Source organism: Streptomyces sp. NPDC058985 (assembly GCF_042740985.1).
Taxonomy (GTDB): Bacteria; Actinomycetota; Actinomycetes; order Streptomycetales; family Streptomycetaceae; genus Streptomyces.
This window is the reverse complement of record NZ_JBHYJX010000044.1, coordinates 1-22,518: the sequence shown is the minus strand read 5'-3', so window position 1 is coordinate 22,518 and position 22,518 is coordinate 1. Positions and strand designations below refer to the sequence as shown.

The 22,518-nt window shown below is 72.3% G+C and carries 20 protein-coding genes and 1 pseudogene; 13 read left to right on the top strand and 8 right to left on the bottom strand.

Features of this window, described 5'->3' with window-relative positions; genetic code table 11:
- Positions 1-154: 154 nt before the first annotated feature.
- Genes hutU through hutI form a run of 4 tightly spaced genes read left to right on the top strand, consistent with a single transcriptional unit; the run spans position 155 to position 5,626 of the window.
- Positions 155-1,843, top strand: a complete 1,689-nt coding sequence (gene hutU / locus ACFW01_RS30285; RefSeq protein ID WP_384508941.1) for a urocanate hydratase — start codon at positions 155-157, stop codon at positions 1,841-1,843.
- Positions 1,840-3,057, top strand: a complete 1,218-nt coding sequence (locus ACFW01_RS30280; RefSeq protein ID WP_384508938.1) for an allantoate amidohydrolase — start codon at positions 1,840-1,842, stop codon at positions 3,055-3,057. The genes hutU and ACFW01_RS30280 overlap by 4 nt, the downstream gene beginning before the upstream one ends.
- A complete protein-coding gene (locus tag ACFW01_RS30275; protein ID WP_384508935.1) occupies positions 3,054-4,406 on the top strand; it encodes a formimidoylglutamate deiminase in 1,353 nt (450 codons plus the stop codon). The genes ACFW01_RS30280 and ACFW01_RS30275 overlap by 4 nt, the downstream gene beginning before the upstream one ends.
- Before the next feature lie 44 nt (positions 4,407-4,450).
- Complete coding sequence (gene hutI / locus ACFW01_RS30270) at positions 4,451-5,626, top strand: imidazolonepropionase (RefSeq protein ID WP_234961078.1); 1,176 nt, start codon at positions 4,451-4,453, stop codon at positions 5,624-5,626.
- A 67-nt stretch (positions 5,627-5,693) separates the two neighbouring features.
- On the opposite strand, the gene ACFW01_RS30265 is transcribed toward hutI, so the two are convergent.
- Positions 5,694-6,620, bottom strand: coding sequence for an RNA polymerase sigma factor SigF (locus ACFW01_RS30265; RefSeq protein ID WP_234961115.1), 927 nt, complete (start codon positions 6,618-6,620; stop codon positions 5,694-5,696).
- Positions 6,621-6,860: 240 nt separating this feature from the next.
- Here ACFW01_RS30265 and ACFW01_RS30260 point away from each other — a divergent pair, with 240 nt between their 5' ends.
- Together ACFW01_RS30260 and ACFW01_RS30255 are read left to right on the top strand one after the other, a co-directional pair.
- Positions 6,861-7,238 carry an STAS domain-containing protein gene (locus ACFW01_RS30260; protein ID WP_125491375.1) on the top strand — a complete coding sequence of 126 codons (378 nt, stop codon included), beginning with the start codon at positions 6,861-6,863 and terminating at the stop codon, positions 7,236-7,238.
- A 194-nt stretch (positions 7,239-7,432) separates the two neighbouring features.
- Positions 7,433-8,059: an ATP-binding protein gene (locus ACFW01_RS30255; protein WP_234961077.1), complete on the top strand. Its 627-nt coding sequence runs from the start codon at positions 7,433-7,435 to the stop codon at positions 8,057-8,059.
- 388 nt (positions 8,060-8,447) lie between these two features.
- On the opposite strand, the gene ACFW01_RS30250 is transcribed toward ACFW01_RS30255, so the two are convergent.
- The 3 genes from ACFW01_RS30250 to ACFW01_RS30240 form a co-directional block, all read right to left on the bottom strand.
- Positions 8,448-10,010 (bottom strand): GMC family oxidoreductase, encoded by a 1,563-nt coding sequence (locus ACFW01_RS30250; protein WP_384508930.1) that lies wholly within the window; start codon positions 10,008-10,010, stop codon positions 8,448-8,450.
- 44 nt (positions 10,011-10,054) lie between these two features.
- The gene (locus ACFW01_RS30245; RefSeq protein WP_234961074.1) at positions 10,055-11,521 is read right to left on the bottom strand and encodes an aldehyde dehydrogenase family protein; all 1,467 of its coding nucleotides are present in this window, start codon (positions 11,519-11,521) and stop codon (positions 10,055-10,057) included.
- Between the two features lie 248 nt (positions 11,522-11,769).
- Complete coding sequence (locus ACFW01_RS30240) at positions 11,770-13,266, bottom strand: MFS transporter (protein ID WP_234961073.1); 1,497 nt, start codon at positions 13,264-13,266, stop codon at positions 11,770-11,772.
- Positions 13,267-13,794: 528 nt separating this feature from the next.
- Here ACFW01_RS30240 and ACFW01_RS30235 point away from each other — a divergent pair.
- Positions 13,795-14,472, top strand: coding sequence for a response regulator transcription factor (locus ACFW01_RS30235; RefSeq protein WP_234961072.1), 678 nt, complete (start codon positions 13,795-13,797; stop codon positions 14,470-14,472).
- A 31-nt stretch (positions 14,473-14,503) separates the two neighbouring features.
- Positions 14,504-15,778 (top strand): two-component system sensor histidine kinase DraK, encoded by a 1,275-nt coding sequence (draK, locus tag ACFW01_RS30230; protein WP_234961071.1) that lies wholly within the window; start codon positions 14,504-14,506, stop codon positions 15,776-15,778.
- Between the two features lie 182 nt (positions 15,779-15,960).
- Here the strand turns inward: draK and ACFW01_RS30225 are convergent, their stop codons facing one another.
- The gene (locus ACFW01_RS30225; RefSeq protein WP_384508925.1) at positions 15,961-16,533 is read right to left on the bottom strand and encodes a GtrA family protein; all 573 of its coding nucleotides are present in this window, start codon (positions 16,531-16,533) and stop codon (positions 15,961-15,963) included.
- 166 nt (positions 16,534-16,699) lie between these two features.
- On the opposite strand from ACFW01_RS30225, the gene ACFW01_RS30220 reads away from it, so the two are divergent.
- From ACFW01_RS30220 to ACFW01_RS30210, 3 genes are read left to right on the top strand one after another with little or no spacing between them, the layout of a single operon-like run.
- On the top strand, positions 16,700-17,839 hold the full coding sequence (locus ACFW01_RS30220; RefSeq protein WP_384508922.1) for a 5-(carboxyamino)imidazole ribonucleotide synthase: 1,140 nt from the start codon (positions 16,700-16,702) through the stop codon (positions 17,837-17,839).
- Positions 17,836-18,360, top strand: a complete 525-nt coding sequence (gene purE / locus ACFW01_RS30215; RefSeq protein ID WP_234961068.1) for a 5-(carboxyamino)imidazole ribonucleotide mutase — start codon at positions 17,836-17,838, stop codon at positions 18,358-18,360. Before ACFW01_RS30220 ends, purE begins: the two co-directional genes overlap by 4 nt.
- A 28-nt stretch (positions 18,361-18,388) precedes the next feature.
- On the top strand, positions 18,389-19,567 hold the full coding sequence (locus ACFW01_RS30210) for a dipeptidase (protein ID WP_234961067.1): 1,179 nt from the start codon (positions 18,389-18,391) through the stop codon (positions 19,565-19,567).
- Here ACFW01_RS30210 and ACFW01_RS30205 read toward each other — a convergent pair.
- Positions 19,516-19,689: pseudogene (locus ACFW01_RS30205) on the bottom strand (alkene reductase); the annotation flags it as partial. The gene ACFW01_RS30210 and the pseudogene ACFW01_RS30205 overlap by 52 nt on opposite strands.
- A 122-nt stretch (positions 19,690-19,811) precedes the next feature.
- On the opposite strand from ACFW01_RS30205, the gene ACFW01_RS30200 reads away from it, so the two are divergent.
- Entirely contained in the window at positions 19,812-20,942 is a 1,131-nt protein-coding gene (locus tag ACFW01_RS30200) for a dipeptidase (protein ID WP_384508918.1), read from the top strand.
- Positions 20,943-20,954: 12 nt separating this feature from the next.
- Here the strand turns inward: ACFW01_RS30200 and ACFW01_RS30195 are convergent, their stop codons facing one another.
- Together ACFW01_RS30195 and ACFW01_RS30190 are read right to left on the bottom strand one after the other, a co-directional pair.
- A complete protein-coding gene (locus tag ACFW01_RS30195; protein ID WP_234961065.1) occupies positions 20,955-21,353 on the bottom strand; it encodes a VOC family protein in 399 nt (132 codons plus the stop codon).
- Positions 21,354-21,384: 31 nt separating this feature from the next.
- Positions 21,385-21,756 carry a VOC family protein gene (locus ACFW01_RS30190; protein WP_125491329.1) on the bottom strand — a complete coding sequence of 124 codons (372 nt, stop codon included), beginning with the start codon at positions 21,754-21,756 and terminating at the stop codon, positions 21,385-21,387.
- A 107-nt stretch (positions 21,757-21,863) separates the two neighbouring features.
- On the opposite strand from ACFW01_RS30190, the gene ACFW01_RS30185 reads away from it, so the two are divergent.
- Positions 21,864-22,370: a CGNR zinc finger domain-containing protein gene (locus tag ACFW01_RS30185; protein WP_384508913.1), complete on the top strand. Its 507-nt coding sequence runs from the start codon at positions 21,864-21,866 to the stop codon at positions 22,368-22,370.
- The last annotated feature ends 148 nt before the right edge of the window (positions 22,371-22,518 follow it).

Below are 22,518 nucleotides of genomic sequence, written 5' to 3'. Positions count from 1 at the left end.
CTCCCTGTCGTCGCAGCCTGCCTACGCATCCAGCCAAACACTCGCACGCGCCCGGCGCGGGACACGAACGTATTGACTAGTTCTATTCACGCGACGAGTATGTGAATATTCGTAGCAACAAATCCGCCGGGAGCAAGCCACCAGGAGGCAGACCATGTCCGGACCCCGCCCCGTCCGAGCACCACGCGGGACCACGCCGAGTGCCCTGGGATGGCAGCAGGAGGCCGCCCTGCGGATGCTGCAGAACAACCTCGACCCCGAGGTGGCGGAGCACCCCGACAAGCTCGTCGTCTACGGTGGCACGGGCAAAGCGGCCCGCGACTGGCGCTCCTTCGACGCCATGGTCCGCACCCTGGAGGGGCTCAAGCAGGACGAGACGATGCTCGTCCAGTCCGGCCGCCCGGTCGGCGTCATGCAGACCCACGAGTGGGCCCCGCGCGTCCTCATCGCCAACTCCAACCTCGTCGGCGACTGGGCCAACTGGGAGGAGTTCCGCCGCCTGGAGGCCCTCGGCCTGACCATGTACGGGCAGATGACGGCCGGCTCCTGGATCTACATCGGCACCCAGGGCATCCTCCAGGGCACCTACGAGACCTTCGCCGCCGTCGCCGCCAAGAGGTTCGGCGGCACCCTCGCCGGGACCATCACCCTCACCGCCGGCCTCGGCGGCATGGGCGGCGCCCAGCCCTTGGCCGTGACGATGAACGACGGCGTCGTGATCTGCGTCGACTGCGACCCGCGCGCCATCGACCGCCGCATCGAGCACCGCTACCTCGACGTCAGGGCCGACTCCCTCGACCACGCCCTCCAGCTCGCCACCGACGCCCGGGACCGGCGCGAGCCGCTGTCCATCGGCGTCCTCGGCAACGCCGCCGAGGTCGTGCCGCAGCTGCTCGCCATGGGCGCCCCCATCGACATCGTCACCGACCAGACCTCGGCCCACGACCCGCTGGCCTACCTGCCCACCGGCATCGCCTTCGAGGACATGGCCGACGCCGCCCTCAAGGACCCGGCGGGCTTCACCACCCGCGCCCGCGAGTCCATGGCCCGGCACGTCGAGGCCATGGTCGGCTTCCAGGACGCCGGAGCCGAGGTCTTCGACTACGGCAACTCCATCCGCGGCGAGGCCCAGCTCGCCGGATACGACCGGGCCTTCGCCTTCCCCGGCTTCGTCCCCGCCTACATCCGCCCCCTCTTCTGCGAGGGCAAGGGCCCCTTCCGCTGGGCCGCCCTGTCCGGCGACCCCGCCGACATCGCCAAGACCGACAAGGCGATCCTCGACCTCTTCCCGGAGGCTGAGTCCATCCAAAACGCGTCGCTGGCCCGCTGGATCAAGATGGCGGGGGAGCGGGTCCACTTCCAGGGCCTGCCCGCCCGGATCTGCTGGCTCGGCTACGGCGAGCGCGACAAGGCCGGTGAGCGCTTCAACGACATGGTCGCCAGCGGTGAGCTGGCCGCGCCCGTCGTCATCGGCCGCGACCACCTCGACTGCGGCTCGGTCGCCTCCCCGTACCGCGAGACCGAGTCGATGCTCGACGGCTCCGACGCCATCGCCGACTGGCCGCTGCTCAACGCCATGGTCAACGTGGCCTCCGGCGCCTCCTGGGTCTCCCTCCACCACGGCGGCGGCGTCGGCATGGGCCGCTCCATCCACGCCGGCCAGGTGACGGTCGCCGACGGCACCGCACTCGCCGGGGAGAAGATCCGCCGCGTCCTCACCAACGACCCCGGCATGGGCGTCATCCGGCACGTCGACGCCGGGTACGACATCGCCGACTCGGTCGCCGGGGAGCGGGGCGTGCGGGTGCCGATGCGCGAGGGCCGCGAGGGTGGCGCCGCGTGAGCTTCCACAGCATGTGGGCGGAGCTGCTGCCGATGGGCCGCAGCTCCACCTCCGGCGGCTACCGCCGCTACGCCTGGACGGGCGCCGACGCCGACTGCCGCACCTGGTTCCAGGAGCAGGCCGAGGCACGCGGGCTGGCCTACGAGACCGACCGCAACGGCAACCAGTGGGCCTGGCTCGGTGACCCGGCCGCCGGGAACGCCGTCGTCACCGGGTCCCACCTGGACTCCGTGCCCGACGGCGGCGCCTTCGACGGGCCCCTCGGCGTGGTCTCCGCCTTCGCCGCCCTGGACGAACTGCGCGGGAGGGGAGCACGGTTCACCAGGCCGCTCGGCATCGTCAACTTCGGCGACGAGGAGGGCGCCCGCTTCGGCCTCGCCTGCGTCGGCTCCCGGCTCACCGCGGGGTTGCTCACCGCGGAGCAGGCCCACCGGCTGACCGACGGGGACGGCATCACCCTCCCGCGGGCCATGGAGGACGCCGGCTACGACCCGGACGCCCTCGGCCCGGACCCCGAGCGGCTCGCCCGCATCGGCGCCTTCGTCGAACTCCACGTCGAGCAGGGCCGCGCCCTCGACCTGTCCGGCGACCGGATCGGCATCGCCTCCGCCATCTGGCCGCACGGCCGCTGGCGGTTCGACTTCCGGGGCGAGGCCAACCACGCCGGCACCACCCGCCTCGCCGACCGCCGCGACCCGATGCTGTCCTACGCCGAGACCGTCCTCGCCGCCCGCCGCGAGGCCGAACTCGCGGGGGCCGTCGCCACCTTCGGCAAGATCAGTGTGGAGCCCAACGGCGTCAACGCCATCCCGTCCCTGGTCCGCGGCTGGCTCGACTCCCGCGCCGCCGACCAGCGGAGCCTGGACGCCGTGGTCTCCGGAGTGGAGCGGGCGGCCCGCGAGTACGCCGCGGCCCACGGAGCCGACCTCGACGTCGTCCGCGAGTCCTTCACGCCCGTCGTCGAGTTCGACCACGCCCTGCGCGACGAACTCGCCCGCATCCTGGGCGGCGCGACGGAACTGACGGTCCCCGTGCTCGGCACCGGCGCCGGACACGACGCCGGAATCCTCTCCGACCGCATCCCGACCGCCATGCTGTTCGTACGCAACCCCACCGGCGTCTCGCACTCCCCGGCCGAGTACGCGGCCGAGGACGACTGCGTGGCCGGGGTGAACGCACTCGCCGACGCACTGGAAGGGCTGGCCTGCACGTGACCCCCACCGAGCGGACCCGGACCTACTGGCTGGAGCACGCCTGGCTCGGCACGCATGTCGAGCCGGGCGTCGCCGTAGAGGTGGTGGACGGCCGCATCACCGCCGTCCACCAGGACACGCCCACCCCGCCCCCCGGCGCCGAGATCCTGCGCGGACTGACGCTGCCCGGCCTGGCCAACGCCCACAGCCACGCCTTCCACCGGGCCCTGCGCGGCACCGTCCAGGTCGGCTCCGGCACCTTCTGGACCTGGCGCGAGGTCATGTACTCCGTCGCCGACCGGCTGACCCCGGACACCTACCGCGACCTGGCCCGCGCGGTCTACGCCGAGATGGCGCTGGCCGGCATCACCACCGTCGGCGAGTTCCACTACGTCCACCACGCGCCCGGCGGCACCCCCTACGCCGACCTCAACGCGATGGGCGAGGCGCTGATCGAAGCCGCCGCCGAGGCCGGCATCCGCATCACCCTCCTGGACACCTGCTATCTGTCGGCCGGCTTCGGCGAGCCCCCCAACACCCACCAGCGCCGCTTCTCCGACGGGACGGCGGACGCCTGGGCGCAACGCTCTTCACTTCTCAAGGAACGGGATCACGCACGGATCGGGGCCGCGATCCACTCCGTACGGGCCGTGCCCGCGGACCAGCTGGCGACCGTGGCGCGCTGGGCCGGGGAGCGGCGGGCCCCGCTGCACGTGCACCTGTCCGAGCAGACCGCCGAGAACGACGCCTGCCACCGGGCCCACGGCCGCACCCCCACCCGTCTCCTGGCCGACCACGGCGTGCTGGGGGAGCGGACCACCGGCGTCCACAGCACCCACCTCACGGACGAGGACATCGCCCTGCTCGGCGGCAGCCGCACCGGCACCTGCATGTGTCCCACCACGGAACGGGACCTCGCCGACGGCATCGGCCCCGCGGCCGCCCTCCAGCGGGCGGGCTCGCCCCTCTCCCTCGGCTCCGACAGCCACGCCGTCGTCGACCTGCTGGAAGAGGCGCGCGCCATGGAGCTGAACGAGCGCCTGCGCACCCGCACCCGCGGCCACTGGACCACCGCCGCACTGCTGCGCGCCGCCACCGCCGACGGCCACGCCGCCCTCGGCTGGGACGACACCGGCCGGATCGAGACCGGCGCCCGCGCCGACCTCGCGACGATCGCCCTCGACTCGGTCAGGACGGCGGGGCCGCTGCCCAGGCTCGGCGCCGAGACGGCCGTATTCGCCGCGACGGCATCGGACGTACGGCACACGATCGTGGGCGGACGGCACGTCGTACGCGACGGGGTGCACGCCCTCGTCCCCGAGGTGCCGCAGGCCCTCGCACGGGCCGTCGAAGCCCTGCGCGCCCAGTAACGACCATCGCCCGCCCCCGCCCCCACGAGGACGCCACGGACGCCATGAGTACCAGCACCGTCATCACCAACATCGCCGCACTCGTCACCAACGACCCCTCCCTCGGCGACCACTCCCCGCTCGGGCTGGTCCGGGACGCGGCCGTCGTCATCGACGGCGACCGCGTCGCGTGGACCGGTGAATCAAGCAAAGCACCCGCCACTGACAACCGGGTCGACGCCGGGGGCCGGGCGGTCCTGCCCGGCTTCGTCGACTCGCACTCGCACCTCCTCTTCGGCGGCGACCGCACCGAGGAGTTCAACGCCCGCATGTCCGGCCGCCCCTACAGCGCCGGCGGCATCCGCACCACCGTCGCCGCCACCCGCGCCGCCAGCGACGCGGAACTGGAGGCGGGCCTCACCCGCTTTCTCGCGGAGGCCCTGCGCCAGGGCACGACGACCTTCGAGACCAAGTCCGGCTACGGCCTGACCACCGCCGACGAGTCCCGCGCCCTGCGCGTCGCCGCCCGCCACACCGACGAGGTCACCTTCCTCGGCGCGCACATCGTCGCCCCCGAACTCGCCGACGACCCCGCCGCCTACGTCGCCCTCGTCACCGGCGAGATGCTCGACGCCTGCGCGCCGCACGCCCGCTGGATCGACGTGTTCTGCGAGAAGGGCGCCTTCGACGGCGACCAGGCCCGCGCGATCCTCACCGCGGGCAGGGCCAGGGGCCTGCACCCCCGCGTCCACGCCAACCAGCTCTCCTACGGCCCGGGCGTCCAGCTCGCGGTCGAACTCGACGCCGCCAGCGCCGACCACTGCACCCACCTCACCGACGCCGACGTGGACGCCCTGGCGGCCGGGAACACGGTCGCCACGCTGCTGCCGGGCGCCGAGTTCTCCACCCGCGCCGAGTGGCCGGACGCCCGGCGCCTGCTCGACGCGGGGGTGACGGTCGCGCTGTCCACCGACTGCAACCCCGGCTCGTCCTTCACGTCCTCCGTGCCGTTCTGCGTCGCGCTCGCGGTGCGGGACATGGGGATGACGCCGGACGAGGCGGTCTGGTCCGCCACCGCGGGCGGCGCCGCCGCACTGCGCCGGGACGACGTCGGCCGCCTCGCGCCGGGCGCGTACGCCGACCTGACGCTCCTGGACGCACCGAGCCACGTGCACCTCGCCTACCGGCCGGGCGTGCCGCTGGTCAGCGGGGTCTGGCGGCGCGGCGTACGCGTGGTCTGAGCAGCCCGAAGGGGGCGGTCCGACCTCTCGGACCGCCCCCTGGAGGACAAGCGTCACCCGGCGGGGATCACTCCTCGACCGTGAGCCCCTTGCGCAGCCGCACGAGCGTGCGCGACAGCAGCCGCGACACGTGCATCTGGGAGATGCCCAGCTCCTCGCCGATCTCCGACTGGGTCATGCCCGCGACGAAGCGGAGGGAGAGGATCTTCCGGTCCCGGGCGGGCAGCTCGGCGATCAGCGGCTTCAGCGACTCGACGTACTCGATGCCCTCGAGCCCGTGGTCCTCGTAGCCGATCCGGTCGGCGAGCGCGCCCTCGGCGTCGTCCTCCTCCGGCTGGGCGTCCAGCGAGGAGGCGGTGTAGGCGTTCGACGCCGCCATGCCCTCGACGACCTCGTCCCGGGTCAGGCCGAGGTGCTCGGCCAGCTCGGTCACCGTGGGGGCGCGGTCGAGCCGCTGGGCCAGCTCGTCGCCGGCCTTCGCGAGGTCGAGCCGCAGCTCCTGGAGGCGGCGCGGGACGCGCACGGACCACGAGGTGTCGCGGAAGAAGCGCTTGATCTCGCCGATGATGGTCGGCATCGCGAACGTGGGGAACTCCACACCGCGCGACATCTCGAAACGGTCGATCGCCTTGATCAGGCCGATCGTGCCGACCTGGATGATGTCCTCCATCGGCTCGCTGCGCGAGCGGAAGCGGGAGGCGGCGAACTTGACCAGAGCCAGGTTCAGCTCGACGAGCGTGTTGCGTACGTACGCGTACTCGTGGGTGCCTTCCTCCAGCGACTCCAGTCGCCCGAAGAGGGTCTTGGAAAGGGCCCTGGCGTCCGCCGGAGCGACCTCGTCGTACGCGGGGATGTCCGGAAGCCCGGCGAGTGCGCCGTCGTGGTCGACGACGGCGTCGGGGTTCTCGATGGGATCCAGATGTTCCGGAGGGAGTGTCGACGTCGCTTCTTGGGTACGCGATCCGTCGAGCCGGGGTGACATGGTGTCCTCCATCGTTCTCGGCATGCGGCTGCCGAAGCCAAAATCGTGCACTGCGGTGTGCGGCGCCTCCAAAGCCGGCCGTGTCGTTTTACGTGTCCACCTAGGCCTACCGGGTTTACCGAGGCGATCGCAAGTGTGTTCTGTACGGTTATGTCCGTTTGTGTGCGGTTGTTCGGGTGTCGGAGTGCGTTGGGAAGGCGTAGTGTTCGAGGTCGTCAGCAAGCAGTCATGACCTCGGGAGAGAGAAACGGCATGGACCGCGGGACGGTCGGCAGTGCCCAGTCGGGCCGGCTTCTGGTCGAGGTACGGGAAGAGGGCCCCAGCGCCGTCGTGACCCCGGCGGGTGAGTTGGATCACCACACCGCCGAGCTGTTGCGTGAGCCGCTGGAGGAGTGCCTCGCCAAGGGATTCAATCGTCTGGTCGTCGACTGCTCGCGCCTGGAGTTCTGCGACTCCACGGGACTCAACGTCCTGCTCGGCGCGCGGCTGAAGGCGGAGGCCGCGGGGGGCGGTGTGCATCTGGTGGCCATGCAGCCGGTGGTGGCCCGGGTCTTCGAGATCACGGGGGCCGAAGCGGTCTTCACCCTGCACGACACGCTTGCGGCCGCCCTGGCCGACGAGTCCGACTGAGCCGGTTCTTGTCCGGCCGTCGGCGGGTTGCGTGCGCCTCACGGGACGGGCGTTTTCGCCCTGTCCCGCGTTTCGTGCCGATTACAGGGGTGTTCGGACGGCCCGGTCGGGCAGGAGAGACCCTGAGTCGGCTGTACGACGTTCCTGTCCAAGACTTGAAATGTGAACTGGTGGATCGGTGAGGTGAAGCGCTGATGAGCACCACCCGGCCCTACTCGCCGGGCGACCGCGGTCCGGAGTCCGGTGGCGCTTCCGGGGCGCCCGAGAGGGGCGTGCCCGGGACCGGGGAGTCCGAGGGCGGCGGGCCCGCCGGGCAGGCCGCCGTGATGGGCGCTCCCGTGCCCGCGGCCGCGGCCCCTGCAGCTTCCGGGGCCGCGGCTTCTGCCCCGCCCGGCCCCGTCTCAGGGGGCGGGCGCCAGGTCCGCCTGCTGAACTTCGAGGATGCGAGCGGGGTCGTCCCGCTCGCCCGTGACTTCACCCGCGAGGCGCTGTACGCGTGGGGCTGGCTGCCCTCCGCCACCGCGGACCAGCGGGCCGCCGCCGAGGACGTACTGCTCGTGGTGTCCGAGCTGGTCACCAACGCCTGTCTGCACGCCGAGGGACCGGACGAGCTGCGGATCACCTGCGAGAAGAAGGTGATCCGGCTGGAGGTCTCCGACCGCGGTACCGGCCAGCCGGCGCCCCGCACACCGCACCGCGCCGGACGCCCCGGCGGACACGGCATGTTCATCGTGCAGCGGCTGTGCCTGGACTGGGGCGTCGTACGGACTCCGGGAGTGGCCGGCAAGCGGGTGTGGGCGGAGCTGGGCGCACCGGCCTAGTCCGGGTTCGTCCTTCCCCCGCCGGCGTTCGCCCCGCCCGGTCACCACGTACAGGAGAGCCCGGCGAGCCGGGCCCGCGGCGTGGCGAGGACGACCAGCTGGAAGCCGCGTGGGGGCCGGCAGCAGCGCGTACTCGGGCACCGCGCGCTGCGGCGAGAACCTCCGCAGCAGCTTGTGGCCGATGATCATCCCGTCGCGGGCGTACGAGTGGCTCAGCCGCCCCCGCCGCGTCCTGCACGCTGATCGTGCAGGACGGGAACGAGATCAGCACCACGCCCTTCACCAGCCGCGCACCGGCCTCCCCGAGGGCGTCTAACAGCACCCGGACCACCGGCACTCCTGGGGGCCGGATTCCGCGGCGCCGCCCGGCGGCGCCGCCGGGTCACCGTTACGGTCCCTCCGTCGTCAGCGGACGCGGGGCGGGCCGGGCGGTGATGAGGTCCGCCGCGCGCTCGGCCGCCAGCAGCACCGTGACCATCGGGTTGATCGTCGGCATCGTGGGGAAGACGGACGCGTCCACGACCCGCAGCCCGTCGTGCCCGCGCAGCCTGAGCTGCGGATCGAGCACCGCGAGCGGATCGTCGTCGGCGCCCATCCGGCAGGTCCCCGCCGGGTGGTACACGGTGTGCGCGGCGCGGCGCCCGTACTCGGACAGGTCCGCGTCCGACGTCACGTCCGGGCCGGGGGCCACCTCGCGCAGCAGCCAGTCGCTGAGCGGTGCGGTGGCCGCCACCTCGCGGGCGATCCGCAGACCGTCGACGATGGTGCGCTCGTCGTGTCCGTCCGGGTCGGTGAAGTAGCGGAAGTCCAGCGCCGGTTTGACCTCCGGGTCGGCGCTGGTCAGCCACATGCGGCCGACGGAACGGGCGCGCGGCACGTTCGGGGTCATGCAGACGCCGTGCTGCGGGGCCGGGTAGCCCAGCCGTTCGGTGTTGACCGTGAACGGCACCTGGTAGAAGTGGAACATCAGGTCCGGGCGGGGGCCGCCCGCCGGGTCGCGGCGTACGAAGAGGCCGGCGTCGGAGTCCATGGCCGAGTTGGGCGGCAGCGGTCCACGGGTCTCCCACACGATCACCGACTCGGGGTGGTCCAATAGGTTCTCGCCCACCCCGGGCAGGTCCGCGCGGACCTCGATGCCCAGGTCGCGCAGGTGGTCGGCGGGGCCGATGCCGGAGAGCATGAGCAGTCGCGGCGTGTCGATGGCCCCGGCGCACAGCAGGACCTCCGCCTCGGCCTCCAGGGTCGACAGGGAGCCGTCGGGGTTGCGGACCTGGACGCGGGTGAAGCGGCCCTCGCTGTCGGGCAGCAGCCGGTAGGCCCAGGTCTCCAGACGCAGCGTCAGGTTGGGCCGGTCCAGGACGGGGTGCAGGTAGGCGACCGAGGCCGAGGAGCGGATGTTGGTCTCCGGGTCGTACGCCAGGGAGAAGAAGCCGGTGCCGTCGGTGAAGGGACGGGCGTTGAAGTCCTCCACGACCGGGACACCGAGCCGTCCGGCGGCGGCGGTGACGAAGTCCTGGGCGATCGGATTGCGGTCGGCGGCGCCGACGGGAACGATCGTGTTCTGCAGCCGCTGCCGGTACGGCAGGATCGTCTCGGGCCCCCAGCCGTCGCAGCCGCGGGCCGCCCACTCGTCGAGGTCCTCGGGGAACGGCAGGAAGCTGATCAGCGTGTTGTGCGAGGAGCAGCCGCCGAGCACACGGGCGCGGGAGTGCAGGATGTGCGAGTTGCCGCGCGGCTGTTCCACGGTGGTGTAGCCGTAGTCGAACTCGGAGCCGAGCAGGTTGATCCAGTTGCGCAGCCGCAGGATGCGCTCGTCGCCGACGTCGCTGGGACCTCCCTCCACCACGCACACCCGGCAGGCCGGGTCCTCGCTCAGTCGCGCGGCCAGCACCGAGCCCGCCGTGCCGCCGCCGATGATCACGTAGTCGTAGGTCGTCGTCTCGTCGTCCATGCGTCTGCCTCTCTCGCCCTGTCCCGCTCTCTCGCCCTGCCCGGTCAGCCCTTGAACCAGCCGGAAGGGGCCGGCCGCAGGTTCTGGTAGATGTGCTTGGCCTCCTGGTACTCGCGCAGCCCGGTGGGCCCCAGCTCCCGGCCGAAACCGGAGCGGCCGAAGCCGCCCCACTCCGCCTGGGGCAGGTAGGGGTGGAAGTCGTTGATCCAGACGGTGCCGTGCCGCAGCCGTCCGGCGACCCGCTGGGCACGGGACGCGTCGCTCGTCCAGACGCCGCCGGCCAGCCCGTACCGCGTGTCGTTGGCGAGTTCCACGGCCTCGTCCTCGGTGCGGAAACGCTCCACCGTGACGACGGGCCCGAAGACCTCCTCCTGCACGATGCGCATGGAGCGGTCGCAGTCGGCGTAGATCGTGGGCAGCAGGAAGAAGCCGCGGGAGAGTTCCGGGTCGTCCGGCCGGGTGCCGCCGCAGACCAGGCGGGCGCCGTCGTCGCGGGCGATCTCCAGGTAGCTCTCCACCTTCGCGCGGTGCTCGGCCGAGCTGAGCGGCCCGCTCTCGGTCGCCGGGTCGAGCCCGCTGCCCAGCCGGATGGTCCGCGCGCGGGCGGCCAGCCGCTCCACGAACCGGTCGTGCAGCTCGTCCTGCACGATCAGCCGCGAACCGGCCGAGCAGACCTGCCCCGAGTGCAGGAACGCGGCGTCGAGCGCGTAGTCGAGGGCGGCGTCGAAGTCGCAGTCGGCGAAGACCACGTTGGGGTTCTTGCCGCCCAGCTCCAGCGCGAGGTTCTTCACGCCCGGCGCGCACGCCTCCATGATCCGGCGTCCGGTGGCCAGACCGCCGGTGAAGGAGACCAGGTCCACCTCCTCGTGGGCGGACATCGCCGCGCCCACGGTGGAGCCGGGGCCGAGCACCAGGTTGGCGACGCCGGGCGGGGCCCCCGCCTCGGCGATCAGGCGGACCATGTGGATCGTGGACAGCGGGGTCGTCTCACTGGGCTTGAGCACGAAGGTGTTGCCCGCGGCCAGGGCCGGGGCGACCTTCCAGGACGCCTGGAGCATCGGGTAGTTCCACGGCGCGATCAGCGCGCAGACCCCGATGGGCTGGTAGACGACCCGGCTGAGCACGTCGGGGCCCACGTCCACGATCCGGCCGCCGTCCTTGTCGGCGATCTCGGCGAAGTAGCGGAACGCGTTGGAGACGTCCTCCACGTCGATCCGCGCCTCTGTGAGGGTCTTGCCGGTGTCCAGCGACTCGACGTGGGCGATCTCCTCCTGGTCGCGCAGCAGGAACCGCGCCACCCTGAGCAGCACGTCGGCCCGCTCGCGGGTGGGCGCCGACGACCAGTCGCCCCGGTCGAAGGCCCGCCGGGCGGCCCGTACGGCGAGGTCGACGTCGGCCTCGTCCGCCTCGTCGACCTGCTGCACGACGGACGCGTCGAACGGGTTGACCACGTCCCGCCGCGCCCCGCCCACGGCGCCGGTCCACTCTCCGTCGACGAACAGTTCCGACATCGCGGCTCCCTCGCTCTCGTACCCGTCCGGTGCCGCACCGCCTCACCGGCGCGGCACACGCCGCCCACCAACATCGTCCGTACGGCTCGCATCGGCCACGCGGACGCACCGGGGGAGTCAGGGGCGGGCGGGGATCAGACCTGGTTGGGCTAGAGAGAGGGCCGGGGCGGCCTCCGAAAGCCGGAAGGGTCACCGCGTCCACCCGGGACGCGGTGACCCTTCCGAGGAGTGCTTCGGGTCGGCGAGCCTCAGCGCACGTCGCCCATGAGTTCCTTGACGCGCTTGCGGTACATCCAGATCGCCAGGCCGGCGACGACCGCGAGGGTCGCCTCCGCGGCCACGATGCCCGTCTTGTTCAGGTCGACGCCCGCGATGGAGAGCAGGCCGGTCGTGGCGTCACCCGCGGTGACGGCCAGGAACCAGACGCCCATCATCTGCGAGGCGTACTTCACGGGCGCCATCTTCGTGGTGACCGAGAGACCGACCGGGGAGAGCAGCAGCTCACCGCAGGTCTGGACGAAGTAGATCGCCACCAGCCACAGGGCGGCCGCCTTGTGGCCGCCGTCCGCGATGGCCAGCGGGGCCAGGAACAGGAAGAAGGACGCGCCGACCAGGACCAGGCCGAACGAGAACTTCACGATGGTGCTCGGCTCCTTGCCGCGGCGGGCGAGCGCCAGCCACAGCATGGCGAAGACCGGGGCCAGGGCCATGATGATGACCGGGTTGACCGACTGGTACCAGGAGACCGGGAAGTCCCAGCCGAGGACGCTGTTGTCGGCCGAGGAGTCGGCGAACAGCGACAGCGTCGAGCCGCCCTGGTCGTAGATCATCCAGAACACGGCCGCGGCGACGAAGAACCAGATGTACGCCGACATCTTGGACTGCTCGGCGCGGTCCAGGGACTTGTCGCGCTTGATGCGGGTCAGCACCAGCACCGGGATGATCACGCCGAGCAGGGTCAGCGGGACCAGGATCCAGTTCAGGGTGTAGGCGCCGGAGAAACCGACGATCGCGTAGAACACGACGGCGAGCGCGGCCCAGAACGCGGCCTTGCGCAGCGTCGAGGTCTTCTCCTCGACGGACAGCGGCTTGGGGACCACGCTGGAGTGCGGCGCCAGGTGGCGGCTGCCGAGCAGGAACTGGATCACGCCCAGGCCCATGCCGACCGCGGCGAGCGCGAAGCCCAGGTGCCAGTTGACGTTCTCGCCGATGGTGCCGATGACCAGCGGCGCCGCGAAGGCACCGAGGTTGATGCCCATGTAGAAGACGGTGAAGCCACCGTCGCGGCGCGGGTCGTCGGGGCCGTCGTAGAGCTGGCCGACCATCGTGGAGATGTTGGCCTTCAGCAGACCCGAGCCTATGGCGACCAGGCCGAGGCCCGCGTAGAACGTGCCGGAGGACGGCAGCGCCAGGGTGAGGTGGCCGAGCATGATCACGCCGCCGGCGACGGCGACGGTCTTGCGGGGGCCCCAGACGCGGTCGCCGAACCAGCCGCCGGGCATGGTCAGCAGGTACACCAGCGAGAGGTACACCGAGTAGATCGCGGTCGCGGTGCCGGCGCCGAGGCCGAGACCACCCGGGGCGACGAGGTACAGCGGGAGCAGAGCCCTCATGCCGTAGTAGGAGAAACGCTCCCACATCTCGGTCATGAAGAGTGTGGCCAGTCCGCGGGGGTGGCCGAAGAAGGTCTTCTCGGAGCCGGGGGTGCCCGGTGTGACCGAGTCCTTCGTCAGGCTGGACGCCATGGTCGATCCTTGCTGGTCGGGACGCGCTCATGAGGCGATGCGCGCCCGGTGGGGGGCGGCCGGCACCGGCGGCCTTCACCCGCCCAACCCCACGCCTGAGGGATTCCGCTCCGGATCACGGAGCGGTGGACGGCGGCCACCGGGATCCACGCCTCCCCGCGCGTCACCGCACGCTTCGAGGCCCGGCCACAGGTCATTCCTTTCGAGGCCGGCCCTGGGCCGACCCGCACACAAAAGAGACCTTCAGCGTCGAACTGTCGCCAAAGGTCCCCTGGGTGCTACAGGCGCTGATTCACCATACGGCAGGACACCGCCCGGTATGGAAGGACTTGAGACACGGATCACAGGTGATTCCGGAACCGTGAACGATCATTCGAAGGTCCATTCCAGAATGGCATCCCACAGCCGCAGGGCCGAACCGGGGGTGCGCGGCGCCCCTCCGTGCGGGGGTGTCCGGCTTGTCCCTAGGTAAGAGTTCCGGGCGGTGATCATGCCCGGGCGTTGCGCCGAGCGGTCTACCATCAGCTCATGACCCGTGTACTGCTCGCCGAGGACGACGCGTCCATCTCGGAGCCGCTGGCCCGCGCCCTGCGCCGGGAAGGGTACGAGGTCGAGGTGCGTGAGGACGGACCCGCCGCGCTCGACGCCGGGCTCCAGGGCGGCGTCGACCTGGTCGTGCTGGACCTCGGCCTGCCGGGCATGGACGGTCTGGAGGTCGCCCGGCGGCTGCGCTCCGAGGGCCACGCCGTACCGATCCTGATCCTGACCGCGCGCGCCGACGAGGTGGACACCGTGGTCGGCCTGGACGCGGGCGCCGACGACTACGTCACCAAGCCCTTCCGCCTGGCCGAGCTGCTCGCCCGGGTCCGGGCCCTGCTGCGGCGCGGCGCCGTCGAGCCCCCGCAGCCGCCCGCCACGCACGGCGTGCGGATCGACGTCGAGTCGCACCGGGCCTGGATGGGCGAGGAGGAGCTGCAGCTCACCGCCAAGGAGTTCGACCTGCTGCGGGTGCTGGTGCGCGACGCCGGCCGGGTCGTCACCCGCGACCAGCTGATGCGCGAGGTCTGGGACACCACCTGGTGGTCGTCGACCAAGACCCTGGACATGCACATCTCCTGGCTGCGCAAGAAGCTGGGCGACGACGCGGCGAACCCGCGCTACATCGCCACCGTGCGCGGTGTGGGTTTCCGTTTCGAGAAGAACTGAGCCCCCGCAGGGCCTGCCCGGGTAAGAGGACATGCGCCGCCGACTGATCCAGTCCACGCTCGCCGTGGTGCTCGTCGTGATCGCCGTCTTCGGCGTCTCCCTCGTCATCGTGGAGACCCGGACGATCAGCAGCACCGCGCAGGAACGGGTCGACCTGGAGGCGGTGCGGCTGGCCAGCATCGTGGACAGCAGGCTGATCGGTACCGGTTCCGTCGACGCGCGGTTCCTGCGGGAGCAGATCCGGGACGCGCGCTACGCGGTGATCCGCATCCCCGGCGAACCGGTCATCGAGGTCGGCAGCAAGCCGACGGGTGAGGTGCTGCGGGGCACGGCCACCGGTGAGGAGGGCGAGACCGTCCTCGTCGAGGAGCCCAGTTCCTCGGTGACCCGCGAGGTGGGCCGGACCCTGCTGATCATCGGCCTGGTGGCGCTGCTCGCCGTGGTCGCCGCCGTCCTGCTGGCGATCCGGCAGGCCAACCGCCTCGCCTCCCCGCTCACCGACCTCGCCGAGACCGCCGAACGCCTCGGCTCCGGCGATCCGCGCCCGCGGCACAAGCGGTACGGCGTCCCCGAGCTGGACCGGGTCGCGGACGTGCTGGACTCCTCCGCCGAGCGCATCGCCCGGATGCTCACCGCCGAGCGCCGGCTGGCCGCCGACGCCTCCCACCAGCTGCGTACGCCGCTGACCGCGCTGTCCATGCGGCTGGAGGAGATCACCCTCACCGACGAGCCGGAGACGGTGAAGGAGGAGGCGACGATCGCGCTGTCGCAGGTGGAGCGGCTGACCGACGTCGTGGACCGGCTGCTGACCAACTCGCGCGACCCGCGCAGCGGCTCCGCCGTCACCTTCGAGCTGGACGACGTCATCCAGCAGCAGATCGCCGAGTGGCGTCCCGCCTACCGCAGCGAGGGCCGGGCGATCGTCAGCTCCGGCAAGCGGCACATGACGGCCGTGGGCACGCCGGGCGCCGTGGCGCAGGTGCTGGCCGCGCTGATCGAGAACTCCCTGATGCACGGCGGCGGCACGGTGGCCCTGCGGACCCGGGTGACCGGCAACCAGGCGGTCGTGGAGGTCACCGACGAGGGCCCGGGCGTCCCGGGCGACCTGGGGGCGCGGATCTTCGAGCGCGCGATCAGCGGCCGGAACTCGACGGGCATCGGTCTCGCCGTCGCCCGCGACCTGGCCGAGGCGGACGGCGGCCGCCTGGAACTGCTCCAGGGACGTCCTCCGGTCTTCGGCCTCTTCCTGTCCCGCACCCCGCCCCCGAAAAAGTCGTCCGGGGACTCCGGCGGCACGGTGCGCTAGGGCCTGTCTGACAATTCCCGTCGTCGCCCGGAGGGCGGCCTCGCGGCGTCAGGTGCGTGCTCTCGCCGTGCCGGGCGTAGAGCCTCGTACTGGATGTACTTGGCTCTGCGCCCGGTGCGGCGAGAGTGCGTGCATGGCGTCGCGAGGCAGACGGGAATTGTCAGACAGGCCCTAGGGGGCGCTCAGCGGTGGGCCGCGGGGGTGCCGTCGGAGGCGGGCACCGGGGCCGGGTGGCCGGGCTCCCGGAAGGTGTCCGCGCGGGCCACCGGCCCACGGGCGGGCAGCGTGCGGAAGACCCAGGTGCGGTACGACCAGAAGCGGAAGAGGGTGCCGAGCCCGATGCCGAGGAACTTGAAGATGTTGCTCTGCAGCGGGCTGTCCCAGCCGAAGCCGTACGTCGCCGTGAAGAGCACACCGTTCTCGATGACCAGTCCGACCGCGCTGAACAGCAGGAACAGCGACATCTCGCGGGTCCGGTGGCCCTTGTCGCGGTCGCGGTAGGTGAAGTAGCGGAAGCCCAGATAGTTGAAGACGATCGCGACGATCGTCGCCACGATGCTGGCCCGCACCACCTGGAGGTCGGTCACGTGCCGCACGAAGTTGAAGACGAGGAGATTGACCAGCACTCCCGCGCCGCCCACCGCGCCGAACTTCACGACCTCACGCACCAGCCGGTCGATCCGCTCCCGCAGCGCGCCGCGGGGCGCGGGAGGAGCGGGGGGAGCCATGTGAGCACCCGAGGAACCACGTTCCATGGTCGTGCAGGCCCCCGTCCGTCGGTTGGCGTCAATCTGTTCATGCTAACCACCCGGACGCGCGATCTTCCTGCCGAGCGGCGGGCGGGGGTCCGGAACGGGCGGCCGGAGGGGCGGGAAACGGCCGGTAAACAGGTGGGCTCCGCGCGGCCGATACGCTAGGGGTGTGACGTTCCCCGTAGTCGGCATGGTCGGCGGTGGCCAGCTCGCTCGTATGACACACGAGGCGGGCATCCCGTTGGGCATCAGGTTCAAGCTTCTCAGTGACACACCTCAGGACTCTGCGGCGCAGGTCGTGAACGAAGTCGTCATCGGCGACTATCGCGATCTGGACACGCTGCGCGAGTTCGCGCGCGGCTGTGACGTGATCACCTTCGATCACGAGCACGTGCCGACCGAGCACCTCAGGGCCCTGGAGGCGGACGGCATCCCCGTCCGTCCGGGCCCCGACGCGCTCGTGCACGCCCAGGACAAGGGCGTGATGCGCGCGAGACTCGACGCGATCGGCGTGCCCTGCCCGCGCCACCGGATCGTGCGCGATCCGGCCGACGTGGCCGCCTTCGCGGCGGAGGGCGACGGATTCCCCGTCGTCCTCAAGACGGTCCGGGGCGGGTACGACGGCAAGGGCGTGTGGGTCGTGGACTCCGTCGAGGAGGCCGCCGACCCCTTCCGCGCCGGGGTGCCGGTGCTGGCGGAGGAGAAGGTCGACTTCGTCCGCGAGCTGGCCGCCAACGTGGTCCGCTCCCCGCACGGCCAGGCGGTGGCCTACCCGGTCGTCGAGTCCCAGCAGGTCAAGGGCGTCTGCGACACCGTGATCGCGCCCGCCCCCGGCCTCGACGAGGACCTGGCCCTGCACGCCGAGGAGATGGCGCTCAGCATCGCCAAGGAACTCGGCGTCGTCGGCCACCTCGCCGTCGAGCTGTTCCAGACCCGCGACGGCCGCGTCCTCGTCAACGAACTGGCGATGCGCCCGCACAACTCCGGCCACTGGACGATGGACGGCGCGATCACCTCGCAGTTCGCCAACCACGTCCGCGCCGTCCTCGACCTCCCCCTCGGCGACCCGCGCCCGCGCGCGAAGTGGACCGTGATGGTCAACGTCCTCGGCGGCGACTACCCGGACATGTACTCCGCGTACCTGCACTGCATGGCCCGCGACCCCCAGCTGAAGATCCACATGTACGGCAAGGACGTGAAGCCCGGCCGCAAGGTCGGCCACGTGAACACCTACGGCGACGACCTCGACGACGTGCTGGAGCGCGCCCGTCACGCTGCCGGCTACCTGAGAGGGACGATCACCGAATGAGCCCAGTTGTCGGCATCGTCATGGGGTCGGACTCCGACTGGCCCGTCATGGAGGCCGCCGCGAAGGCCCTCGACGAGTTCGAGATCGCCTACGAGGTCGACGTCGTCTCGGCGCACCGCATGCCGCACGAGATGATCGCGTACGGCGAGCAGGCCGCCGGCCGCGGACTCAAGGCGATCGTCGCCGGCGCCGGGGGCGCCGCCCACCTGCCCGGCATGCTCGCCTCCGTCACCCCGCTGCCGGTCATCGGCGTCCCGGTGCCGCTGAAGTACCTGGACGGCATGGACAGCCTCCTGTCCATCGTGCAGATGCCGGCCGGCGTCCCCGTCGCCACCGTCTCCGTGGGCGGCGCCCGCAACGCCGGCCTGCTGGCCGCCCGCATCCTCGCCGCGCACGACGAGGAACTGCGGGGCCGCATGCGCGAGTTCCAGCAGGAGCTGAACGACCAGGCCACCGAGAAGGGCAAGCGGCTGCGCAGCAAGGTCGAGGGCGCCGCGGCCGGCTTCGGATTCGGAAAGTGACGGGCGGACAGTGACCGAAGGGACGCGGATGACCTCGCTGGACCAGGCCCGGGAACTGCTGCGCGAGTTCCCCGTCGTCGACGGGCACAACGACCTGCCCTGGGCGCTGCGCGAGCAGGTCCGCTACGACCTCGACGCCCGTGACATCGCCTCCGACCAGTCCGCCCACCTGCACACCGACCTGGCCCGGCTGCGGGCCGGCGGCGTCGGCGCGCAGTACTGGTCGGTGTACGTCCGCTCCGACCTGCCGGGCGCGGTGACGGCGACGCTGGAGCAGATCGACTGCGTGCGGCGGCTGATCGACCGCCACCCCGAGGACCTGCGGGCCGCGCTCACCGCCGCCGACATGGAGGCGGCACGCGCCGAGGGCCGGATCGCCTCGCTGATGGGCGCCGAGGGCGGCCACTCCATCGACAACTCGCTGGCCACCCTGCGCGCCCTGTACGCGCTCGGCGTGCGCTACATGACGCTCACCCACAACGACAACGTCGCGTGGGCGGACTCGGCGACCGACGAGCCCGGCGTCGGCGGCCTGTCGGCCTTCGGCCGCGAGGTCGTGCGGGAGATGAACCGCGAGGGCATGCTGGTCGACCTCTCGCACGTCGCGGCGACGACGATGCGCGACGCGCTGGACGCCTCGACCGCGCCGGTGATCTTCTCGCACTCCTCGTCCCGGGCCGTCTGCGACCACCCGCGCAACATCCCGGACGACGTCCTGGAGCGGCTGCCCGCCAACGGCGGCATGGCGATGGTGACGTTCGTGCCGAAGTTCGTGCTCCAGGCGGCCGTGGACTGGACCGCCGAAGCCGACGAGAACATGCGCGCGCACGGCTTCCACCACCTCGACTCCAGCCCCGAGGCGATGAAGGTGCACGCCGCCTTCGAGGAGCGCGTCCCGCGTCCCGTCGCCACGGTCTCCACGGTCGCCGACCACCTCGACCACATGCGCGAGGTCGCCGGCGTCGACCACCTCGGCATCGGCGGCGACTACGACGGCACGCCCTTCACCCCGGACGGCCTCGGCGACGTCGCGGGCTACCCGAACCTCATCGCCGAACTGCTCGACCGCGGCTGGTCCCAGGCCGACCTGGCCAAGCTGACCTGGAAGAACGCGGTCCGCGTGCTCGACGCCGCCGAGGAGGTGGCGCGGGGGCTTCAGGCCACCCGGGAGCCGTCCAACGCGTCGCTGGAGGAACTCGACGGCTGAGCCGTCACCTCTGTGAGGGCGGGGTAGTCGGTGTATCCGGCCGCCCCGCCCACGTACATCAGGTACCGGCCCCGTACGGGGTTCAGCGGCGCGCCGAGCCGCAGCCTCCCGGGACACCCTGGACGAGGTGATCGACGCGGCCGGGGGCTGAGCCGCGTACCCCCGAACGCCCCACCCACCAGGAAGCCCTTTCCGCTCCGTGCGACGGTGGCCGTACCTCACGAACGAGCGTACGGAGCGCGCCATGGCAGACCTCCAGGACGACCTGCACACCGGTACCGAGGCCGGCGGGCTCGGCGACCTGTCCGAGCCGCTCGCCGCGCAGGTCTTCCCGCCGGAGCCCTACACGCCCGTGTCCGACCCCGACGACGAGCCGCTGGCCCGGGCGCACGCAGTCCTGGCCGCCCATCCCGTCGCCGACGGCTACAGCGGGCTGCCCTGGGCGCTCAAGCACCTGCCCTGGTACGACCTGGAGCTGGGCGAGAGCGCCGTCGACACCGATGTGCCGCGGCTGCGCGAGGGCCACGTGGGCGCGCTGCTGTGGTCGCTGCAGCTGCCCGAGGCCCTCGACGGAGACCGCGCGGTCGGCGCCACGCTGGAGCAGCTGGACCTGGTCAAGATGGTCGTTCGGGCCCACCCCGAGGGGCTGCGCCTGGCCTACGACGCCGGGCAGGCCATCGACGCCCGCAACTGCGGCCGGGTCGCCGTGCTGCCCGGTCCCGCGGGCGCCCCCGCCCTCGGCGACTGCCTCGGCATCCTGCGCTCGCTGCACGCCCTCGGCCTGCGCGTGCTGACGCTGTCCGGGGTGACCTGGGCGAGCGAGGCGGGGCTGACCCGGTTCGGAGAGGAGGTCGTCCGGGAGATGAACCGGCTCGGCGTGCTCGCCGACCTCTCCGGCGCCTCCGCCGAGACCATCCGCCGCACCTTCGCCGTCTCCAAGGCCCCGGCCGTGTGCACCCGCTCCGCCGCCCGCGCCCTGCGCCCGCACCCCGCCAACCTGCCCGACGACCTGCTGGTCGAGCTGGGCGCGGCCGGAGGGCTGTGCATGGTGCCGCTGACCGCCGAGCAGACCGGCCCGACCGTCCGCGACGTCGCCGACCACCTCGACCACGTCCGCACGGTGGCCGGACCGGAGAGCGTCGGCCTGTCCGGCACCTACGACTCGGGCGCCGCCCACCCGCTGGAGCTGGGCGACGCCTCCTGCTACCCGCGGCTCATCGCCGAGCTGCTGCGCCGTGGCTGGGACGAGGCGGACGTGGCCCTGCTGACCTGGGGCAACGTCCAGCGCGTGCTGCGCGGCGCGGCCTTCACCGCCCGCGCCGTGCAGCAGCGCCGGGAGCCGTCGACGGCGACGATCGCCGAACTGGACGGCTGAGCGCCGGGCCGGTCAGGGGTGCTCGATCCGGCACAGGCAGAAGGGGTGCCCGGCCGGGTCGGCGTACACCATGAAGCCCTTCGTCTCCCGGTCCTCCAGGTCCAGCGGCCGGGCGCCCAGGGCGAGCACCCGCTCGTGCGCCGCGTCCATCTCGGCCCAGGTCGACCCGCCGGCGAAGTCGAGGTGGAACTGCTGGGCGTTGCGGTCGGAGCGCGGCCACTCCGGAGGGGTGAGGTCCGGGGCCCGCTGGAAGGACAGCCGCGGTCCGCCGGGCACGTGGAGCACCACCCAGTCCGGGTCCTCCTCGTCGGGCGTCCCGCCGCCGACCGCCGCGTAGAACCGGGCCAGCTCACGCGGCTCGGGGCAGTCGAGGACGACGGAGCGGAAACGTGCGGCGGGTGCCGTGGCCATGCGGGGTCCTCCTGATTCGGTGGGTGCTCTGTCAGCAGGCACAGAGGCAGAACGGGTGCCCGGCCGGGTCGGCGTAGACCCGGAAGGTGCGGGCGCGGTCCTCGGCGTCCAGCGGGCGCGCGCCCAGCTCCAGCACCGCCTTCTCGGCCGCGTCGAGGTCCTTCACGTCGAGGTCGAGGTGGAACTGCTGGGCGCCGTCGGGCCCGGGCCACTTCGGCGGTACGTAGCCGGGGGAGGCCTGGAAGGCCAGCGTCTGCCCGCCGGGCAGGTTCAGGTCGACCCACTCGTCGTGGTCGTCGCTCTTGTCCTCGACGGTTCCGCCGAGCACGCCGGCGTAGAAGCGGGCCAGTGCGTGCGGGTCGGGACAGTCCAGGACGACGACGCCCAGTTCGGCGACAGCCATGACTTCCTCCTTGAGGTCCGCGGTGGTCGCTGCGGTGGTTACCTGCATGGACCGGGTAACCGGTAACGGTTACCTCATGCTCCCGCATTGGCGGTAACGTCGCAAGCATGAGTGTGAGATCGCCCGCGCCGGGAGGTCTGGAGCTGGTCCGGGCCCTGGTGAACACGCTGGACGTCGAGACGGGCGCCGACTCGCTGGACACGCCGGAGAACCGGGCGCGGTTCGGCCTGGCGCAGGACGCCGTACCGGACGCCCGCGAGCTGCGGGAGTCCCTGCGGGTGGCGCTGCTCGCCCACGCCGGCCATCCGCCGCACCGCGAGGTGACCCCGCTGGGTGAGCTGCTGGCCGCGGCTCCGCTGGTGGTGACGGTCGACGACGCCGACGGCTCCGCCGCCCTCGCCCCCGCCCGGGAGGGCCTGCTGGCCGCCCGGGTCGCCGCCGCCGTCGCCGAGGCGCTGGTCGCCGGCACCTGGAGCCGTCTGAAAGCCTGCGAGGCCGTCGACTGCCTCTGGGCGTACTACGACCGCAGCCCGGCCGGACGCGGCCGCTGGTGCTCGATGCAGGTGTGCGGGGCGCGCGCCAAGATGCGCAGGTACCGGGCCAAGGAGGCGTGAACCACACGGGGTTCACCGGCTCCGGGCCGTGCGATGGGGCAGAATGCGGACGGCGGCGGGTTGGGCGCCGGAGGCGCGGGCGCACCGGCGCCGCCCCCCAAACGATGGTGGGGGTCCCCGTGGGGGGGCCCCAAGGCCCGGAGGGGCC

Coding starts and splice junctions, on each gene's coding strand:
- ACFW01_RS30185 (WP_384508913.1), top strand. CDS start 21,864: ATGAGTGTGAGATCGCCCGCGCCGGGAGGTCTGGAGCTGGTCCGGGCC.
- ACFW01_RS30260 (WP_125491375.1), top strand. CDS start 6,861: ATGGACCGCGGGACGGTCGGCAGTGCCCAGTCGGGCCGGCTTCTGGTC.
- ACFW01_RS30190 (WP_125491329.1), bottom strand. CDS start 21,756: ATGGCTGTCGCCGAACTGGGCGTCGTCGTCCTGGACTGTCCCGACCCG.
- ACFW01_RS30255 (WP_234961077.1), top strand. CDS start 7,433: ATGAGCACCACCCGGCCCTACTCGCCGGGCGACCGCGGTCCGGAGTCC.
- hutI (WP_234961078.1), top strand. CDS start 4,451: ATGAGTACCAGCACCGTCATCACCAACATCGCCGCACTCGTCACCAAC.
- purE (WP_234961068.1), top strand. CDS start 17,836: ATGAGCCCAGTTGTCGGCATCGTCATGGGGTCGGACTCCGACTGGCCC.
- ACFW01_RS30210 (WP_234961067.1), top strand. CDS start 18,389: ATGACCTCGCTGGACCAGGCCCGGGAACTGCTGCGCGAGTTCCCCGTC.
- ACFW01_RS30250 (WP_384508930.1), bottom strand. CDS start 10,010: ATGGACGACGAGACGACGACCTACGACTACGTGATCATCGGCGGCGGC.
- draK (WP_234961071.1), top strand. CDS start 14,504: ATGCGCCGCCGACTGATCCAGTCCACGCTCGCCGTGGTGCTCGTCGTG.
- ACFW01_RS30240 (WP_234961073.1), bottom strand. CDS start 13,266: ATGGCGTCCAGCCTGACGAAGGACTCGGTCACACCGGGCACCCCCGGC.
- ACFW01_RS30235 (WP_234961072.1), top strand. CDS start 13,795: ATGACCCGTGTACTGCTCGCCGAGGACGACGCGTCCATCTCGGAGCCG.
- ACFW01_RS30265 (WP_234961115.1), bottom strand. CDS start 6,620: ATGGAGGACACCATGTCACCCCGGCTCGACGGATCGCGTACCCAAGAA.
- ACFW01_RS30195 (WP_234961065.1), bottom strand. CDS start 21,353: ATGGCCACGGCACCCGCCGCACGTTTCCGCTCCGTCGTCCTCGACTGC.
- ACFW01_RS30200 (WP_384508918.1), top strand. CDS start 19,812: ATGGCAGACCTCCAGGACGACCTGCACACCGGTACCGAGGCCGGCGGG.
- hutU (WP_384508941.1), top strand. CDS start 155: ATGTCCGGACCCCGCCCCGTCCGAGCACCACGCGGGACCACGCCGAGT.
- ACFW01_RS30245 (WP_234961074.1), bottom strand. CDS start 11,521: ATGTCGGAACTGTTCGTCGACGGAGAGTGGACCGGCGCCGTGGGCGGG.
- ACFW01_RS30225 (WP_384508925.1), bottom strand. CDS start 16,533: ATGGAACGTGGTTCCTCGGGTGCTCACATGGCTCCCCCCGCTCCTCCC.